18 protein-coding genes are annotated in these 18,126 nt (G+C 72.2%); 16 read left to right on the top strand and 2 right to left on the bottom strand.

What is annotated here, in order from left to right:
• Positions 1 to 50 precede the first annotated feature (50 nt).
• The 15 genes from ACSU6M_RS26625 to ACSU6M_RS26555 all read left to right on the top strand — a co-directional run bounded on the left by ACSU6M_RS26625 (position 51) and on the right by ACSU6M_RS26555 (position 15,110).
• Positions 51 to 1,685 (top strand): acyl-CoA dehydrogenase family protein, encoded by a 1,635-nt coding sequence (locus ACSU6M_RS26625; RefSeq protein WP_437072906.1) that lies wholly within the window; start codon positions 51 to 53, stop codon positions 1,683 to 1,685.
• A gap of 312 nt (positions 1,686 to 1,997) precedes the next feature.
• Complete coding sequence (locus tag ACSU6M_RS26620; RefSeq protein ID WP_437075361.1) at positions 1,998 to 3,272, top strand: GAF domain-containing protein; 1,275 nt, start codon at positions 1,998 to 2,000, stop codon at positions 3,270 to 3,272.
• A gap of 220 nt (positions 3,273 to 3,492) precedes the next feature.
• Positions 3,493 to 4,890, top strand: coding sequence for a hypothetical protein (locus ACSU6M_RS26615; protein ID WP_437072904.1), 1,398 nt, complete (start codon positions 3,493 to 3,495; stop codon positions 4,888 to 4,890).
• A gap of 148 nt (positions 4,891 to 5,038) precedes the next feature.
• Positions 5,039 to 5,611 (top strand): GNAT family N-acetyltransferase, encoded by a 573-nt coding sequence (locus ACSU6M_RS26610; protein WP_437072903.1) that lies wholly within the window; start codon positions 5,039 to 5,041, stop codon positions 5,609 to 5,611.
• A gap of 127 nt (positions 5,612 to 5,738) precedes the next feature.
• Positions 5,739 to 5,822: a putative leader peptide gene (locus tag ACSU6M_RS26605; protein ID WP_309486338.1), complete on the top strand. Its 84-nt coding sequence runs from the start codon at positions 5,739 to 5,741 to the stop codon at positions 5,820 to 5,822.
• A 126-nt stretch (positions 5,823 to 5,948) separates the two neighbouring features.
• Positions 5,949 to 7,646, top strand: a complete 1,698-nt coding sequence (locus ACSU6M_RS26600) for a nitrite/sulfite reductase (RefSeq protein ID WP_437072902.1) — start codon at positions 5,949 to 5,951, stop codon at positions 7,644 to 7,646.
• The gene (locus tag ACSU6M_RS26595) at positions 7,643 to 7,822 is read left to right on the top strand and encodes a hypothetical protein (RefSeq protein ID WP_437072900.1); all 180 of its coding nucleotides are present in this window, start codon (positions 7,643 to 7,645) and stop codon (positions 7,820 to 7,822) included. Before ACSU6M_RS26600 ends, ACSU6M_RS26595 begins: the two co-directional genes overlap by 4 nt.
• Positions 7,819 to 8,529, top strand: coding sequence for a phosphoadenylyl-sulfate reductase (locus ACSU6M_RS26590; RefSeq protein WP_437072898.1), 711 nt, complete (start codon positions 7,819 to 7,821; stop codon positions 8,527 to 8,529). Before ACSU6M_RS26595 ends, ACSU6M_RS26590 begins: the two co-directional genes overlap by 4 nt.
• 26 nt (positions 8,530 to 8,555) lie before the next feature.
• Complete coding sequence (gene cysC / locus ACSU6M_RS26585) at positions 8,556 to 9,092, top strand: adenylyl-sulfate kinase (RefSeq protein ID WP_437072896.1); 537 nt, start codon at positions 8,556 to 8,558, stop codon at positions 9,090 to 9,092.
• Positions 9,089 to 10,024, top strand: coding sequence for a sulfate adenylyltransferase subunit CysD (gene cysD / locus ACSU6M_RS26580; RefSeq protein ID WP_437072895.1), 936 nt, complete (start codon positions 9,089 to 9,091; stop codon positions 10,022 to 10,024). The genes cysC and cysD overlap by 4 nt, the downstream gene beginning before the upstream one ends.
• A 2-nt stretch (positions 10,025 to 10,026) precedes the next feature.
• A complete protein-coding gene (locus tag ACSU6M_RS26575; RefSeq protein ID WP_437072893.1) occupies positions 10,027 to 11,364 on the top strand; it encodes a sulfate adenylyltransferase subunit 1 in 1,338 nt (445 codons plus the stop codon).
• 200 nt (positions 11,365 to 11,564) lie between these two features.
• Positions 11,565 to 12,671: an aliphatic sulfonate ABC transporter substrate-binding protein gene (locus ACSU6M_RS26570; protein WP_437072891.1), complete on the top strand. Its 1,107-nt coding sequence runs from the start codon at positions 11,565 to 11,567 to the stop codon at positions 12,669 to 12,671.
• Positions 12,672 to 12,706: 35 nt separating this feature from the next.
• Positions 12,707 to 13,492, top strand: coding sequence for an ABC transporter ATP-binding protein (locus ACSU6M_RS26565; RefSeq protein WP_437072890.1), 786 nt, complete (start codon positions 12,707 to 12,709; stop codon positions 13,490 to 13,492).
• Positions 13,479 to 14,369 carry an ABC transporter permease gene (locus ACSU6M_RS26560; RefSeq protein ID WP_437072889.1) on the top strand — a complete coding sequence of 297 codons (891 nt, stop codon included), beginning with the start codon at positions 13,479 to 13,481 and terminating at the stop codon, positions 14,367 to 14,369. Before ACSU6M_RS26565 ends, ACSU6M_RS26560 begins: the two co-directional genes overlap by 14 nt.
• 6 nt (positions 14,370 to 14,375) lie before the next feature.
• Positions 14,376 to 15,110, top strand: a complete 735-nt coding sequence (locus ACSU6M_RS26555) for a sirohydrochlorin chelatase (protein ID WP_437072888.1) — start codon at positions 14,376 to 14,378, stop codon at positions 15,108 to 15,110.
• Here ACSU6M_RS26555 and ACSU6M_RS26550 read toward each other — a convergent pair.
• Positions 15,107 to 16,090, bottom strand: coding sequence for a helix-turn-helix domain-containing protein (locus tag ACSU6M_RS26550; RefSeq protein WP_437072886.1), 984 nt, complete (start codon positions 16,088 to 16,090; stop codon positions 15,107 to 15,109). The two genes, ACSU6M_RS26555 and ACSU6M_RS26550, sit on opposite strands and share 4 nt — an antisense overlap.
• 56 nt (positions 16,091 to 16,146) lie before the next feature.
• Between ACSU6M_RS26550 and ACSU6M_RS26545 the strand changes: the two genes are divergently transcribed.
• Entirely contained in the window at positions 16,147 to 17,427 is a 1,281-nt protein-coding gene (locus tag ACSU6M_RS26545; RefSeq protein WP_437072884.1) for an MFS transporter, read from the top strand.
• 65 nt (positions 17,428 to 17,492) lie between these two features.
• On the opposite strand, the gene ACSU6M_RS26540 is transcribed toward ACSU6M_RS26545, so the two are convergent.
• The gene (locus ACSU6M_RS26540; RefSeq protein ID WP_437072883.1) at positions 17,493 to 18,110 is read right to left on the bottom strand and encodes a mycothiol-dependent nitroreductase Rv2466c family protein; all 618 of its coding nucleotides are present in this window, start codon (positions 18,108 to 18,110) and stop codon (positions 17,493 to 17,495) included.
• Between the last annotated feature and the right edge of the window lie 16 nt (positions 18,111 to 18,126).

Here is an 18,126-nt window from a genome sequence, read left to right as displayed (position 1 = left end):
CGGACCGCCCGCGGCCGTGACCGACGCCGTCCACGGGGTAGGTTCCGGACATGGCAGGCAGCACCCACACCGTGACCAATCAGCCTCCGCCGCTCACCGGATACGACGTCTTCGGCGCCGACCGGGCGCTCGTGGAGGCCGTCGAGCGGCATCTGGACCCCGCCGTGCTCGACGACGGGCTGAGCGAGCTGTCGGGGCTCGGGCGCACCGCGGGCTCCCCGCAGGTGCAGGAGTGGGGCGTGCTGGCGAACGAGCATCCGCCGCGGCTGCGCACCCACGACCGGTACGGCAACCGGATCGACGAGGTCGAGTTCCATCCGGCGTGGCACCGGCTGCTCGGCAAGGGCGTGTCGGCGGGGCTGACGTCGGCCTGGACGCGGCCGGGCGGGCATGTGCGGCGGGCGGCGGCGTTCCTGGTGTGGACGCAGGTGGAGGCGGGCAACGGCTGTCCGCTGTCGATGACGAACGCGGCCGTGCCCGCCCTGCGCGCCGACCCGGCGCTCGCCGCCGAGTGGGAGCCGCGGCTGGCGTCGGCGATCTACGACCGTGATCTGCGGCCGGCCCGGCTGAAGGCGGGTGCCCTGTTCGGGATGGGCATGACGGAGAAGCAGGGCGGCAGTGACGTCCGCGCCAACACGACGGCCGCGCGGCCGCTGGCGGAGGACGGGACGTACGAGCTGACCGGGCACAAGTGGTTCTGCTCGGCGCCGATGTCGGACGGCTTCCTGGTCCTGGCGCAGGCTCCGGACGGGCTCACGTGCTTCCTCGTCCCGCGGGTGCTGGAGGACGGCACGCGCAACACGTTCCTGATCCAGCGGCTGAAGGACAAGCTGGGCAACCGGTCCAACGCCTCCGCCGAGGTCGAGTTCGACGGCACCTGGGCGCGCCGGGTCGGCGAGGAGGGGCGCGGGGTGCGCACCGTCATCGACATGGTGGCGGCGACCCGGCTGGACTGCGCGCTGGGTTCGGCGGGGCTGATGCGGCAGGCGGTGGCGCAGGCCGTGCACCACTGCTCCTACCGCGAGGCGTTCGGCGGCAAGCTCGTCGACAAGCCGCTGATGCGCAACGTTCTGGCCGATCTGGCGCTGGAGTCGGAGGCGGCGACGACCCTGGCGCTGCGGCTGGCGGCGGCGTACGACGACGGCAGCGAGCAGGAGCGGGCGTTGCTGCGGATCGCGGTGCCGGCCGCCAAGTACTGGGTGACCAAGCGGTGTGCGCCGCTGGTGGTGGAGGCCGCGGAGTGCCTGGGCGGCAACGGCTATGTGGAGGAGTCGGGGCTGCCCCGGCTGGTGCGCGAGTCCCCGCTGAACTCGATCTGGGAGGGCTCGGGCAATGTGCAGGCGCTGGATGTGCTGCGGGCGCTCCAGCGGGAGCCGCAGGCGCTGAACGCCTATCTCCAGGAGGTCGGGAAGGCGCGTGGGGAGGACCACCGGCTGGACGCCGCGATCAAGGGGCTGCTGACCGAGCTGGCGGATCTGGAGGGCATCGAGGCGAGGGCGCGCAGGCTGACCGAGCGCCTCGCGTCGGTGCTCCAGGGGGCGCTTCTGGTGCGGTACGCGCCCCCCGCGGTGGCCGACGCGTTCTGTGCGTCGCGGCTGGGCGGTGACGGGGGCGCGGCCTTCGGCACCCTGCCGCACACGCTGGATCTGGCGGCCCTGGTGGAACGGGCCCGGCCTCCGGTGTGAGCTGCGGTTTCCTGACGGCGGGGGTGGTGCTGCGCCGACACGGCACCACCCCTGCCCCAACAGGCCCGAGAAGAGGCCGGCTGCGCCGCACGGGCGGCGTAGCTCAAGTTTCAACCACCGTACTGCTGTTCACCAGGGTTGCAGAGGGTTGCAACTTTCTGTTGGACGGTGACCGGACTGCGCCCCTCCGTCGCGAACGGGCGGCAGTATGGACGAACCAGTCAGCACACGACCGGAATCCGACGGCCGCAGGGCTTGACATCCGGTCACCGCACCAGCTCATCCCGGGAGGATCCCGTGGCGAACCCGCCGATGAACGTGACGCAGCTGGCCGCCGTGGACACGGCGCGCGCGGCACGGATGCTGAGGCAGGTGCGCGAGGCGGCGCTCTCCGGACGGCAGGGTCCGCTCGCACCCCGGCCGGTGATCGAGGACTCGTGGGGGCGGATGCTGCGCAGCGGGGTCGACCCCGACCACGACTTCCGGTCGGGACTGCTCTCGCCGGAGGAGGTGCGCCGGCGGCGCGAGGAGTCACCGCTGCGCCATGTGCTGCCGGTGCTGCGGGAGGGCCTGCTGTCGGTCGCGGACACCGCCCGGCACATCATGGTCGTCGCCGACGCGGACGGCCGGGTGCTGTGGCGGGAGGGCAGTGTGCCGGTGCTGCGCAAGGCGGACGGGCTGGGCTTCGAGATCGGCGCGGACTGGCGGGAGGACGTGGTGGGCACCAACGGGGTGGGGACACCCGCGGTGGTCCGCCGGCCCGTGCAGGTGTTCGCCTCCGAGCACTTCGTACGGTCGCACGCCACCTGGACGTGCGCGGGCGCCCCGATCACGGATCCGCGGGACGGCCGGCTGATCGGCGTGGTGGATGTCAGCGGGCCGCTGGAGACGATGCATCCGGCCACGCTCGCCTGGGTCGACTCGGTCGCCAAGCTCGCCGAGGCGCGGCTGCGCGAGCTGCATCTGACCTCGCTGGAGCGGTTGCGGGCGGTGGCGGCGCCGGTGCTGGCCCGGATCGGCGGGCGGGCGCTGGTGGTGGACCGGGACGGCTGGACGGCCGCGGTGACGGGCATGCCGTACACCGGCCGGACGGCGCTGCCCAAGTCGCTGTCGGCGGGGCACCGGTGGCTGCCCGGGCTCGGGCTGTGCACGGTGGAGCCGCTGGGCGGGGGCTGGTTGGTGCGGGTCGCCGCGGACCGGCCGCAGGCGCAGGGGGCGACGCGCATCGTGCTCGACCTGACGCAGCCGCGCCGCTGGACGGTGACGGTGTCCGGCGGAGCGGGCGAGTGGTGCCGCGAACTGAGCCCCCGGCACGCCGAGTTGCTCTATGTGCTGGCCCGGCAGCCGGGCGGGCGCAGCGCGGCGGGGCTGGCCGAGGACCTGTTCGGGGACGCGGGACGCACGGTCACCGTGCGGGCCGAGATGTCGCGGGTACGGCGGTATCTGGAGGGTTTCCTGGAACACCGGCCGTATCGTTTCTGCGATGCCGCGCAGGTCGAGGTCCTCCTCCCCGACGACCCCCGCGACCTGCTCCCCCACTCCACCGCACCGGCGGTCCGCGCGGCACGCCGGGGAGCGGTGCCCTGACGGCCGCGCACGCCCCTGCACGCCCGGGCGCGGTGCCCGCTCCGGGCGGCGGCCCAGCGGTTCCGCCTTGGGGGGCTTCGTCCGTGAATTTGCGGGGTCCGGGCCCGCGGGCGGCCTCCCCTGCCGTAGCATCGCTCCGGGCCGTCTCAGCCGTTCCTCGACCAACGTACGGATCAGCAGGCGCAGTTGACCCGGCCGGGCGAGCCTGGAGAGGGAGCTCATGAAGCATCGCGGCAGACACCGCCGGCGCCGACGGGGCAGGGCGTTGCGCGCGTTCCTGTCCGGAACCGCGCTCGCGCTGACCGCCGCCGCCACCATGATCAGCGTCTCCCAGGCATCGGTCGACGAGGACCCCGGCCCGCTGGAGCCGCTGACCGCAGCCGACGCCCGGCTGACCGAGGAACTCGTCCCCGCCCGCACCCTGGACCGGCTCGCCTCCGCGATGGGCCGCCCCGTCGGCGTCGCCGCCCTCCTCGCCGACGCCGACCGCACCCTGCGCCCGGCCGCCGAGTGCTCCTCCGCCGACCGGGCCGCCCTGCCGGTCGGCCCCGCTCCGACCCGCGTCCACTGCTGGGACGCCGCCGACACCGGCGGCCTCCGCGCGGCCGCGGTCAGCACGTCGGGGGACGCGGACGACGACGGGCGCTGGGGCGGACACCGGGTGGTCGTGTCGGGCTGGTCCGGCACCGCCGGCCCGGCCGGGGCGGGCCGCCCGCAGGCAACGGCGGGCCGCACCTTCGACGGCCGGACGCGGTCCGGGAGCGCCGCCGCGGACACCGCGGACCACACGGACGCCGGCCCCGACGCCTCGGACGGCCGGCCGCAGGACGGGCCCCGCCTCGCCCGCGTCTCCTTCGTGGACGCCGGTGACACCGCCGCCCACGCCTCCGGCCACCTCCCCTACACCTCCGCCCTGCTCACCGTCCCGGTCGACGGCGGCCGCAACTACGCACCGCTCGTCTCCGACCTGTCCGGCCTGGTCTGGTACCAGGACAAGCTGCTGGTCACCGCCGAGGACGCCCTGTACGTGTACGACGTGAACCGCATCCAGCGGGCGAACGTCACCGCCCCCGCCGTCGGCCGCGTCCCCGGCGGCTGGTCGGCGCACGGCCTGCGCTACGTCCTGCCCGCCGTCGGCTCCTACCGGCTCGACGCCGACGGCACCCGCCTCGGCGCACTGTCCCTGGACCGCAGCACCGCCCCCGACAGCCTGGTCGCCACCGAGCGGACGGAAGAGGACGGCGGGACGGGCACCCGGCTGTGGCGCTACTCCTTCGACACGGACCCGGCCCGCCCCGGACTCCTCGCCACGGACACCGTCGGGCGGGTGACCCCCGACGCGATGTACCGCACGAAGGTGTCCGACGTGCGCGGCGTCCTCTCCCACCGCTCCCACTGGTACGTCACCCGCGCCGACCGCGACGGCCCCGGCACGCTGTGGCGCCAGGACACGGAGGGCGCGCAGGTCGCCCGCTGCGGCACCGATCTGTCCTCGCGCTGCTGGAGCGGCACGACCGCCTCCCTCTCCTACGCGGCCGGGACGGGCGAGGTCTGGGCCCAGTCCGGACGGACCCTGTTCGCCGTGGAGCTGGCGGAGATCGACGAGGCCCTGGACTGACGGCCGCGCGGGGCGGCACCCCGGCCGCCGTGGCGTGGTACGGGATCGGCAGCCCGGCCGCCGTACCGTGGAACGCGAGCGGCAGCCCCGCCGCCGAACCGTGGAACGCGATCGACAGACATCCGGACGAGATGATTCCCTGGCGGCCATGACCAACATCGCCGTGACCACCTGGTCCCTGGAGCAGACCGCTCCCACGGACCTCCTCCCGGCCGCCGCGCCCGAGGGCGACGTGCGGATCGTGCGCGCCGAGGTGCCCTCGCCCGAGTTCAGCCGCTTCCTGTACGCCTCCGTCGGCGGGGACATCCGGTGGACGGACCGGCTCGGCTGGACGTACGCGCAGTGGCAGGAGCACCTGGAGCGTCCCGGTGCGGAGACCTGGGTGGCCTACGACCGGGGCACGCCCGCCGGGTACGTGGAGCTGAGCCCGCAGGACGACGGGGTCGTGGAGATCGAGTACTTCGGCCTGATCCCCGCCTTCCGCGGCCGGCGCATCGGCGGCCATCTGCTGTCGTACGGCACCGCCCGCGCCTGGGACCTCGCCGACCGCTGGCCGGGGCGGGCACCGACCAAGCGGGTGTGGCTGCACACATGCAGCAAGGACGGCGAGTTCGCGATGGACAACTACCTGCGCCGCGGCTTCAAGCTGTTCGACACCAAGGTCGAGGAGGAGGCCGTACGGCCCACGCCCGGCCCCTGGCCCGGCGCATACCCTGCCTGACCTGCGCCGACAAGTCCCCGCGCGGACGGTGTGACCGACGACACCCTTGTCCCACCCTTCGGGACAAGGGTGTCCACATGTCGGACGAAGCTGGACTCTGTCCAGATCGCCATGACACGCTTCCGTCATGTCTGGAACTGGAATTGCCTTGGTGAGTCGGCGGCACGTCGACCTCGGCCGCATGTCCAGCGCCATCTGTCCGGCGAGCTGACAAGCACAGCACCGCCGCATTCCGTTCCCCCCAGTCTCCCTTGCGCGATGACGCGCAGGCATACCTACGCGCGCCCGAACGCGCAGGTCAGAGCCGCTTTCCCCGGTCCCGAAGGACGTAACAACCATGGCCGCCACCCCGCAGAACCCTGCCGCCGCGACTCCCCGCCGCAAGGTGAGCCGTCACCGCGGTGAGGGTCAGTGGGCCGCGGGGCACTTCACCCCGCTCAACGGCAACGAGCAGTTCAAGAAGGACGACGACGGTCTCAATGTGCGGACACGCATTGAGACGATCTACTCCCAGCGCGGCTTCGACTCGATCGACCCCAACGACCTGCGCGGCCGGATGCGCTGGTGGGGCCTGTACACCCAGCGCAAGCCGGGAATCGACGGCGGCAAGACCGCGATCCTGGAGCCGGAGGAGCTGGACGACGAGTACTTCATGCTGCGCGTCCGGATCGACGGCGGCCGGCTGACCACGCAGCAGCTGCGGGTGATCGGTGAGATCTCGCAGGAGTTCGCGCGCGGCACCGCGGACATCACCGACCGGCAGAACGTCCAGTACCACTGGATCCGGATCGAGGACGTGCCCGAGATCTGGAACCGCCTGGAGGCGGTCGGCCTGTCCACCACCGAGGCATGCGGCGACACGCCCCGCGTGATCATCGGCTCCCCGGTCGCGGGCATCGCCGAGGACGAGATCATCGACGGCTCCCCGGCCATCGAGGAGATCCACCGCCGGATCATCGGCAACAAGGACTTCTCCAACCTGCCCCGCAAGTTCAAGTCCGCGATCTCCGGCTCGCCGCTGCTGGACGTGGCGCACGAGATCAACGACGTGGCGTTCGTCGGCGTGCACCACCCCGAGCACGGCCCCGGCTTCGACCTGTGGGTCGGCGGCGGCCTGTCCACCAACCCCAAGATCGGCGTCCGGCTCGGCGCCTGGGTGCCGCTGGACGAGGTGCCGGACGTCTACGAGGGCGTCATCTCGATCTTCCGTGACTACGGCTACCGGCGCCTGCGCACCCGCGCCCGCCTGAAGTTCCTGGTCGCCGACTGGGGCGCGGAGAAGTTCCGCCAGGTGCTGGAGGACGAGTACCTCAAGCGGAAGCTGGTCGACGGCCCCGCCCCCGCGCAGCCCGTGGAGCGCTGGCGCGACCACGTCGGTGTGCACCGGCAGAAGGACGGCCGTTTCTACGTCGGGTTCGCCCCGCGCGTCGGCCGCGTCGACGGCACCACGCTGACGAAGATCGCCGACCTGGCCGAGGCGCACGGCTCGGGCCGGGTCCGCACCACCGTCGAGCAGAAGATGATCATCCTCGATGTCGAGGAGGGCCAGGTCGACTCGCTCGTCGAGTCCCTGGAGGCGCTGGACCTGACCGCCAAGCCCTCCCCGTTCCGGCGCGGCACCATGGCCTGCACCGGCATCGAGTACTGCAAGCTCGCCATCGTCGAGACCAAGGCGCGCGGCGCCTCCCTCATCGACGAGCTGGAGCGCCGGATCCCGGACTTCGACGAGCCGATCACCATCAACCTCAACGGCTGCCCGAACGCCTGCGCCCGTATCCAGGTGGCGGACATCGGTCTCAAGGGGCAGCTGGTCCTCAACGACCGGGGCGAGCAGGTCGAGGGCTACCAGGTGCACCTCGGCGGCGCGCTCGGCCTGGAGGCCGGGTTCGGCCGCAAGGTGCGCGGTCTGAAGGTGACCTCGGAGGAGCTGCCCGACTACGTCGAGCGGGTCCTGAAGCGCTTCCAGGCGGAGCGCGAAGAGGGCGAGCGGTTCGCCACCTGGGCGGCCCGCGCCTCCGAGGAGGCGCTGTCGTGAGCGAGCGCGCGGCGCCCTTCTACTGCCCGTACTGCGGCGACGAAGACCTGCGTCCCAGCGAGGAAGGCCACGGCGCGTGGGAATGCGCGGCCTGCAATCGCGCATTCCAGCTGAAGTTCCTCGGGCTGCTGGCCCGAGGGGTTCGGCAGGACACCACGGGAGGGGAACCGATATGACGACGGCTCAGCAGGAGCGCTCGGCCGAGGAGTTGAAGGCCCTCGCCGAGCAGGCGGGCCGCGACCTGGAGGACGCCTCCGCGCTGGAGATCCTCCAGTGGGCGGCGGACACCTTCGGCAAGCGGTTCTGCGTGACGTCCTCCATGGAGGACGCCGTGGTCGCCCACCTCGCCTCGCGGGCGATGCCCGGCGTGGACGTCGTGTTCCTCGACACCGGCTACCACTTCGAGGAGACCATCGGCACCCGCGACGCGGTGGAGGCGGTGATGGACGTCAACGTCATCACCCTCACCCCGCGCCAGACGGTCGCCGAGCAGGACGCCGAGTACGGGCCCAGGCTGCACGACCGCGACCCCGACCTGTGCTGCAAGCTCCGCAAGGTGCAGCCGCTGGAGCAGGGGCTGAAGGACTACCAGGCGTGGGCGACGGGCCTGCGCCGCGACGAGTCCCCGACCCGGGCGAACACCCCGGTCGTCGGCTGGGACGAGAAGCGGCAGAAGGTCAAGATCTCGCCGATCGCCCGCTGGACCCAGGACGACGTGGACGCCTACGTCACCGAGCACGGCGTTCTGACCAACCCGCTGCTGATGGACGGCTACGCCTCCGTCGGCTGCGCTCCCTGCACCCGGCGGGTGCTGGAGGGCGAGGATGCGCGCGCCGGGCGCTGGGCCGGACGCGCCAAGACCGAGTGCGGGCTGCACGCATGACCGACCATCAGACTCAGGAGAACCACGTGACGACCGGAGCCACCGTCTGGCTCACGGGTCTGCCGAGCGCCGGCAAGACCACCATCGCGTACGAGCTGGCCGGCCGGCTGCGCGAGGAGGGCCACCGCGTCGAGGTGCTCGACGGCGACGAGATCCGCGAGTTCATCTCCGCGGGCCTCGGCTTCAGCCGCGAGGACCGGCACACCAATGTGCAGCGCATCGGCTTCGTCGCCGAACTGCTCGCCCGCAACGGCGTGCTGGCGCTGGTCCCGGTCATCGCGCCGTACGCCGACAGCCGGGACGCCGTGCGCAAGCGGCACGAGGCGAACGGGACGGCGTACGTCGAGGTGCATGTGGCCACGCCGGTCGAGGTGTGCAGCGTCCGCGATGTGAAGGGGCTGTACGCCAAGCAGGCCGCGGGCGAGCTGAAGGGGCTCACCGGGGTCGACGACCCGTACGAGGAGCCCGAGGCGCCCGATCTGCGGATCGAGTCCCAGAACCAGACCGTGCAGGAGTCCGCCGCGGCCGTTCACGCGCTGCTCACCGAAAGGGGACTGGCATGACGACCGTCGCCACGATCGACGAGGGCACCGGCACCCCGTACGCCCTCTCCCACCTGGACGCGCTCGAGTCCGAGGCGGTGCACATCTTCCGCGAGGTGGCGGGCGAGTTCGAGAAGCCGGTGATCCTGTTCTCCGGCGGCAAGGACTCGATCGTCATGCTGCACCTGGCGCTGAAGGCGTTCGCGCCGGCGCCGGTGCCGTTCGCGCTGCTGCACGTGGACACCGGGCACAACTTCCCCGAGGTCATCGAGTACCGCGACCGCACGGTGGCCCAGCACAATCTGCGCCTGCACGTGGCCTCGGTGCAGGACTACATCGACCGCGGGGTGCTCAAGGAGCGCCCGGACGGCACCCGCAACCCGCTGCAGACGCTGCCGCTGACCGAGAAGATCCAGTCGGAGAAGTTCGACGCGGTCTTCGGCGGTGGCCGCCGCGACGAGGAGAAGGCGCGGGCCAAGGAGCGGGTGTTCTCGCTGCGCGACGAGTTCTCGCAGTGGGACCCGCGCCGCCAGCGGCCCGAGCTGTGGAACCTGTACAACGGCCGGCACGCCCCCGGTGAGCATGTGCGCGTGTTCCCGCTGTCCAACTGGACCGAGCTGGACGTCTGGCAGTACATCGCCCGCGAGGGCATCGAGCTGCCGGAGATCTACTACGCCCACCACCGGGACGTGTTCCTGCGGGGCGGCATGTGGCTGACGGCCGGCGAGTGGGGCGGCCCGAAGGACGGCGAGACCGTCGAGACGCGGCTGATCCGTTACCGGACCGTCGGTGACATGTCCTGCACGGGCGCCGTCGACTCCGACGCCGACACGATCGAGAAGGTGATCGCCGAGATCGCCGCCTCCCGGCTCACCGAGCGCGGCGCCACCCGCGCCGACGACAAGCTGTCCGAGGCGGCGATGGAAGACCGCAAGCGCGAGGGGTACTTCTAGCCATGAGCACGACCACGGAACTCACGGAACTCTCCGAGACCACCCTTCTGCGCTTCGCGACGGCCGGCTCCGTCGACGACGGCAAGTCCACCCTGGTGGGCCGGCTGTTGCACGACTCCAAGTCGGTCCTCGCCGACCAGCTGGAGGCCGTGGAGCGGGTCTCCGCGAGCCGCGGCCAGGAGGCCCCCGACCTCGCGCTGCTCACCGACGGCCTGCGCGCCGAGCGGGAGCAGGGCATCACCATCGACGTGGCCTACCGCTACTTCGCCACGCCCCGGCGCCGGTTCATCCTGGCCGACACTCCGGGGCATGTGCAGTACACCCGGAACATGGTCACCGGCGCCTCCACGGCCGAGCTGACGGTGATCCTCGTCGACGCGCGCAACGGCGTGGTCGAGCAGACCCGCCGGCACGCGGCGATCGCGGCGCTGCTGCGGGTGCCGCACGTCGTGCTCGCCGTGAACAAGATGGACCTGGTGGGCTACCAGGAGGACGTGTTCGCGGCGATCGCCGAGGAGTTCACGGCGTACGCGACCGAACTCGGCGTCCCCGAGGTCACCGCGATCCCGATCTCGGCGCTGGAGGGCGACAACGTGGTGGAGCCCTCCGCCCACATGGACTGGTACGGCGGCCCGACGGTGCTGGAGCACCTGGAGACCGTCCCGGTCAGCCACGACCTGGCGCACTGCCACGCGCGGCTGCCCGTGCAGTACGTGATCCGTCCGCAGACCGCCGAGCACCCCGACTACCGGGGCTACGCCGGTCAGATCGCCGCGGGTTCCTTCCGCGTCGGCGAGAGCGTGACCGTGCTGCCGTCCGGCCGGGCCACGAAGATCTCCGGCATCGACCTGCTGGGCAAGCCGGTCGACGTCGCCTGGACCACGCAGTCGGTGACCGTCCTGCTGGAGGACGACATCGACATCTCGCGCGGCGACCTGATCGTGCCCAGCAAGGACGCGCCGCCGACCACCCAGGACATCGAGGCCACGGTCTGCCATGTCGCCGACCAGCCGCTGACGGTGGGTCACCGGGTGCTGATCAAGCACGGCACCCGCACGGTCAAGGCGATCGTCAAGGACATCCCGTCCCGGCTCACGCTCGACGACCTCTCCCTGCACCCGCATCCGGGACAGCTCGTCGCCAACGACATCGGCCGGGTGAAGATCCGCACCGCGGAGCCGCTGCCCGTCGACTCCTACGCCGACTCGCGCCGCACCGGTTCGTTCATCCTGATCGACCCGGCCGACGGCACCACGCTCACCGCGGGCATGGTCGGCGAGTCCTTCGCCTCCCCGGAGCCGGTCAAGGACCAGACCGAGGACGACGGGTGGGACTTCTGAGCATGAACTCCACCGACTACTACTCGGGGTTCGCGAAGGAGGGCGGCCGCGTGGGCAGCGGCGCCGTCGGCAGCGGGACGGGCGGGGTCGCGCGATGTGGGCGCTGACGTACGTGCCCCACGCCAGACGACGACCTGCCGACCTCCCGGCCACGACCTGAAGCACACGTGACCGCCGGGCCGACGAGAGGACCCCCTCCCGTGCCTGCCTCATCCGCCCTCCGCCGCACCTTCGCGGTGATCGCCGCCCTGCCCCTGCTCGCCCTGGCCGCCTGCGGCTACGGCTCGCAGGCCAAGGAGACCGGTGCGCAGCACAGGATCGCCCCCGGCGCCGAGAAGATCGACGGACTGGACTCCGTGAGGATCGGCTACTTCGGCAACCTGACCCACGCCACCGCGCTGGTCGGCGCGCAGAAGGGCTTCTTCCAGAAGGCGCTCGGAGCCACGGAGGCCAAGTACCAGGTGTTCAACGCCGGGCCCTCCGAGATCGAGGCGCTGAACTCCGGCTCCGTCGACATCGGCTGGATCGGCCCGTCCCCGGCGATCAACGGCTACATCAAGTCCAAGGGCACCAACCTGCGGATCATCGGCGGTTCGGCGTCCGGCGGAGTGCGGCTCGTGGTGAACCCGGACAGGATCAAGTCGGTCGAGGACGTCAAGGGCAAGCGGATCGCGACCCCGCAGCTGGGCAACACGCAGGACGTGGCGCTGCTGAACTGGATCGCGGAGCAGGGCTGGAAGGTCGACCCGGAGAGCGGCAAGGGTGATGTGTCCGTGGTCCGCACGGACAACAAGATCACCCCGGACGCCTACCGGTCGGGGTCCGTCGACGGTGCCTGGGTGCCGGAGCCGACCGCCTCCAAGCTGGTCGCCGAGGGCGCGAAGGTGCTGCTGGACGAGGCGGACCTGTGGCCGGACAAGCAGTTCGTGATCACGAACGTGATCGTGTCGCAGAAGTTCCTCAAGGAGCACCCGAAGGCCGTCGAGGCCGTGCTGAAGGCGTCCGTCGAGACCAACCGCTGGATCAACGCCCACCCGGCCGAGGCGAAAGCCGCGGCCAACACCCAGCTCGGCATCGACTCCGGCAAGGAGCTGCCCGCCGAGGTCCTGGACCCGGCGTGGAAGTCCATCCGGTTCACCGACGACCCGCTGGCCGCCACCCTCGACGCGCAGGCGCGGCACGCGGTGAAGGCCGGCCTCCTGGACGACCCGGAGCTGGACGGCATCTATGACCTGACGCTCCTGAACAAGGTGCTCGCGGCCGCGGGCGAGAGCGCCGTCGACGACGCCGGACTCGGCGCGAAGTAACCCGTAGACCGAAGAGTTCCCAGGAGGTGACGACCATGGCAACAGCGATCGTCAAGGCCGCGGCCGAGGAGTCGGTCGAGCACGCCGCACGCATCGAGCACGTCTCGAAGTCCTTCGCCGGACCCGCCGGACAGCAGCTCGTCCTCGACGACATCAGCCTCGATGTCGCGCCGGGCGAGTTCGTCACCCTGCTGGGTGCCTCGGGCTGCGGCAAGTCGACGCTGCTGAACCTGGTGGCGGGCCTTGACCGGCCCTCGGCCGGCCAGATCAGCACCGACGGGCGTCCGGCCCTGATGTTCCAGGAGCACGCCCTGTTCCCGTGGCTGACCGCGGGCAAGAACATCGAACTCGCCCTGAAGCTCAGGGGGGTGCCCAAGGCGGACCGGCGCGGCCGCGCCGAGGAGCTGCTCGAACTCGTGCGCCTGACCGGGGCGTACGGCAAGCGGGTGCACGAACTGTCCGGCGGCATGCGCCAGCGCGTGGCGCTCGCCCGGGCGCTGGCCCAGGACAGCCGGCTGCTGCTGATGGACGAGCCGTTCGCCGCGCTCGACGCCATCACCCGCGATGTGCTGCACGACGAACTGACCCGCATCTGGTCCGAGACGGGCCTGTCGGTGCTGTTCGTGACGCACAACGTGCGCGAGGCGGTACGGCTGGCGCAGCGCGTCGTCCTGCTGTCCTCCCGGCCGGGCCGGATCGCCCGCGAGTGGCGGGTGGACATCCCGCAGCCGCGGCGCATCGAGGACGCGCCGGTCGCCGAACTGTCCTTGGAGATCACCGAAGTACTGCGTGGGGAGATCCGCCGTCATGGCAAGCACTGAGACGACGGACACCTCCGTCAAGGACGGCGGCGGTCTGGAGGCGGGCCTGGACGCCCTGGAGAGCCCGGCCGCGGCCCGGACGCCGTTCCGCCGCACGTTCGTCGACAAGATCCTGCCGCCGATCGTCGCGGTCGCGCTGGTGCTGCTGGTCTGGCAGGGGCTGGTGTCGCTGGACATCGTCGACGACCCGACCAAGCTGCCCACGCCCGGCGAGGTGTGGGCGGAGGTCGAGACCGCCTGGCTCCAGGGCACCCTGCTCGACTACATCTGGACGTCCGTCTCGCGCGGTCTGCTCGGCTTCCTGCTGGCCCTCGCCATCGGCACCCCGCTGGGCCTGCTGGTGGCCCGGGTGAAGTTCGTCCGCGCGGCGATCGGCCCGATCCTGTCCGGGCTGCAGTCCCTGCCGTCCGTGGCCTGGGTGCCGCCGGCGGTGCTCTGGCTGGGCCTGAACAACTCGATGATGTACGCGGTGATCCTGCTCGGTGCCGTCCCCTCCATCGCCAACGGCCTGGTGTCCGGCATCGACCAGGTGCCGCCGCTGTTCCTGCGTGCGGGCCGCACGATGGGCGCGACCGGCCTCAAGGGTGCCCGGTACGTGGTGATGCCGGCCGCGCTGCCGGGCTACCTGGCCGGTCTGAAGCAGGGCTGGGCGTTCTCCTGGCGCTCGCTGATGGCCGCGGAGATCATCGCCTCCTCCCCCGAACTGGGCGTGGGTCTCGGTCAGTTGCTGGAGAACGGCCGCAACGCCAGCTCCATGCCGATGGTGTTCCTGGCGATCATCCTGATCCTGATCGTCGGCATCGCCATCGATCTGCTCATCTTCAGCCCGCTGGAGCGGGCGGTGCTGCGCAGCCGCGGCCTGATGGTGAAGGGCTGAGCCGCCATGAAGCCGGTCCTCCTGGTCATCGCCCACGGCAGCCGCGACCCGCGGCACGCCGCGACCGTGCACGCCCTCGTCGAGCGGGTGCGCTCGCTGCGGCCGGACCTGCGCGTGGAGACCGGCTTCCTGGACTTCAACATCCCCTCGGTGCAGGGGGTGCTGGAGTCCCTGGCGGCGGAGGGCGTCCGTGACGTGGTCGCCCTCCCGCTGCTGCTGACCCGCGCCTTCCACGCGAAGGCGGACATCCCGGCGGTCCTGCGGGACGCCCCGCGCGGCCTGCGCGTCCGCCAGGCCGACGTGCTCGGCCCGTCGCCGCTGCTGCTGTCCGCGCTGGAGCGCCGGCTGTACGAGGCGGGCCTGTCCCCCGCCGACACGTCCCGCACCGGGGTCGTCCTGGCCTCGGCGGGCTCCACCGACCCGGAGGCGATCGCGGTGATCGCAGCAATCGCGCGGGAGTGGCGGCACACCGGTTGGTGCGCCGTGCGACCCGCGTTCGCCTCCGCATCCCTTCCCCGCACCGAGGACGCGGTGCGGGAACTGCGGGAGCTGGGCTGCGAGAAGGTGGCCGTCGCCCCCTACGTCCTGGCGCCGGGCTTCCTGCCGGACCGCATCGCGCGGGGCGCGGCGCAGGCGGATGTGCTGGCGCAGGTGCTGGGGGCGGCGCCGGAGGTGGCGCACCTGGTGCTCGACAGGTACGACGAGGCGCGCCTTCCCGCGCTGTCCGCCGTGGGTGCCTAACGGCACAGGTCGTCCCCCAGTGGCGTACGCGCGTACCGTACGATCCGCCCGCTGCGGGTGCGGTGCAGCAGCCCGGCGTCGTAGAGCACCGTCAGGTGCTGACTCACGGCCGACGGCGTGACCCCCAGCCGATGCGCCAGCTCCGTCGTGGACGCCGGTTCGGCGAGCAGCAGAAGCAGCCGGGCCCGGGGGCGCCCGAGAAGGCGTACGAGCGCGTCTCCCGTGACCGGCGGCGGCTCCTCCGACAGCGTGCCCCGGCCCCGCGCCGGATACATCAGCAACGGCGGCCTCGAGGGGTCGATGAGCGGCTGCGCGCCCCGCGCGAACATCGTCGGCAGCAGCACCATTCCCCGCCCGTCGATGGCCACGTCGGTCCAGGGCGCCGGCACGTTGAAGTCCCGTGTGTTCAGCCGCAGATGACTTCCGGTCCAGCTGAGCCGGCCGTCGAGCCCCGGCAGCAGCGCCCCCGCGCCCCGCTCGGCCAGCACCCGCCCCCGGTAGGCGAGATCGGCCTCCAGGATGCTCTGCACGCGGGGCCACCAGTCGGCGGCGAGGCAGACGTGCCAGTACGCCTCGAGCGCGTCCGTGAGCCGGCCGAGGAACGCGCGGGGATCGGCGAGCCCGCGCGCGACGACCGCCGGCATCGCCTCCGGCGTGCGGTAGGTCGCCCGGAAGTCGGCGACGACGACCTCGGCGGGCGTGCCCCGCACCACGTCCAACTGCTCGGCGAAGGACGGCCGGGCCCGCTCGGGGCGCGGGGTGAGGAAGTCCGGCACCCACAGCCAGGGCGCGACCAGCGCGGTGAGCAGTTCCTGGTCGAGACCCCCGAGGCGCGGCCGGATGCGGCGCAGCCACGGACGGTGGTGCGGATAGCGCGCCGGGTCGTGCAGACTGCGCAGCGAGAACACCGCCTCCTGGAGCGGGGAGTACGCGAAGGAGGTCGTGGCGAGGTCGCCGACGGCGAAGCGGAACTCGATCATTGAGTGCCACGCTAAATCAATGCCGGTGCACCGGCGCCGCCGGGTTGGCTGGGGGCATGACCTCGACATCCACCACCACACCGCCGAAGGAGCAGGTCACCCGCGCGGGCGGGCTGCTCCCCGACGATCCCGCCCTGCGCCGCGCGACCGTGCTGACGGCCTTCAACTCCCTCGGGAACGGCCTGTACTTCCCGCTGGGCGTGCTGTACTTCACGCGCATCGTCGGCCTGGACGCCACCGCCGTCGGTGTCGGTCTGACGATCGCGGGTCTGTTCGGCGTGGTGGCGGGGATCCCCGCCGGACGGGCCGCCGACCGGTGGGGCGCGCGGCAGGTCGGCTCGCTGCTGTGGGGCGGTACCGGGGTGGCCACGGCCACGTACACACTGGTGCACTCCTACGCCGCGTTCCTGGCGGCCGTGATCGTCGCGACGGCGTTGCAGATGGCGAGCCGTTCGGTGCTGGGCGCCGTGTACGCGGACGTGCTGCCGGCGGCGACGCGGGTGGAGGCGCGCGCCTATCTGCGGATGATCACCAATGTGGGCATGGGGGTGGGCGGCGCGCTGGGCGCGGTCGCGCTCCAGATCGACACCAGAGCCGCCTATGTGACGGTCATTCTGCTCAACTGCCTCTCCTTCGCGGCCCCCGCCCTGCTGCTGCGCGGACTGCCGCTGGCCCCGCACGCGCTGGAGCGGCACAGGCTGAAGGACGAGGCGCCCGCCGAGGACCACTGGCGGGCGGTGCGGGACCTGCCGTTCCTCTCGGTGACCGTGCTCAACGCGGTGCTGGTCATGCAGTACACCCTGTCGGAGGTGGGCCTGCCGCTGTGGATCGTGGAGCGCACGGACGCGCCCCGCTGGACGGCGGCCCTGCTGATGATCGTCAACTGTGTGCTGGTGGCGCTGCTCCAGGTGCGGGTGGCCCGCTCGGCCTCCCATGTGCCCACCGCCGTGCGGGCGATGAGGTGGGCGGGGCTGCTGCTGGCCGTCGCCTGCGCGGTGTACGCGCTGTCGGCCGGGCTGTCGCCGGTGTGGGCGGTGCTGGCGCTGACGGTCGGCGCGGTGGTGCAGGTGTTCTCCGAGGTGCTGATGGCGGCGGGCGGCTGGACCCTGGGCTACGAGCTGGCCGACTCGCGCGCCCACGGCGTCTATCAGGGTGTGTTCGGTGCGGGCATGTCCGCCGGGATGATGGCGGGCCCGGCGCTGGTCACGGTGACGGCGATCCAGCACGGCACGGTGGGCTGGGCGGTGCTGGGCGTGCTGTTCGCCGTCGCCGGACTGGCGGTGGCCCCGGCGGTGCGCTGGGCGTCGAAGGACGCCTGGCGGGGTGAGCCGGTCTGAGACGTGCCTGGCCGACGGTGGCCCGGCGGGGCGAGCCGGTGCGGGGCTCGCCCGGCGGCCGGGGCTCAGTCGAAGGACAGGCCGCCCGTGCGGGTGCGCTTGAGTTCGAAGACGTCGGGGTCGTTCGCCAGCACGCGGAAGCTGTCGAACAGCCGGGCCGCCCGCTCCCCGCGCGGGATCGCCCGCAGCACCGGCCCGAACCACACCGTGCCGTCGACATGCAGGGTGGGTGTGCCGACATAGCCGCCGGTCTCCGGCTCCACGCCCGCCTCGTGGCTCAGGCGCACCGCGTCGTCGTACGACGTGTCGTGCGCGGCGGCCGCGAGGTCGGCGTCGAGACCGAGTTCGGCGAGCGCCTCGGCGACGACGGCGTCGAAGTCCTCCGCCTTCCGCTCGTGGATGCGGGTGCCGTACGCCGTGTACAGGTCCCGCAGCACCTTCTCCCCGTGCCGCTCGGCCGCCGCCACGGCGACCCGTACCGGGCCGATCGACTTGTCGACCAACTCCCGGTACCAGTCGGGCAGTTCGTTGCCGATGTTGTGCAGGTACAGGCTCATCGCGTGGAACCGCAGATCGAGCGGGCGCTCGCGCTCGACCTCCAGGAGCCAGCGGGAGGTGATCCAGGCGAACGGGCAGGCGGGGTCGAACCAGAAGTCGACGCGGGTGGGTGTTCCGTTGGTCATGGTCTCGACCCTAGGG

This window comes from Streptomyces sp. enrichment culture, from assembly GCF_964272895.1.
Lineage (GTDB): Bacteria > Actinomycetota > Actinomycetes > Streptomycetales > Streptomycetaceae > Streptomyces.
The sequence above is the reverse complement of the archived record's forward strand: the minus strand, read 5'-3'. Positions and strand labels throughout refer to the sequence as shown.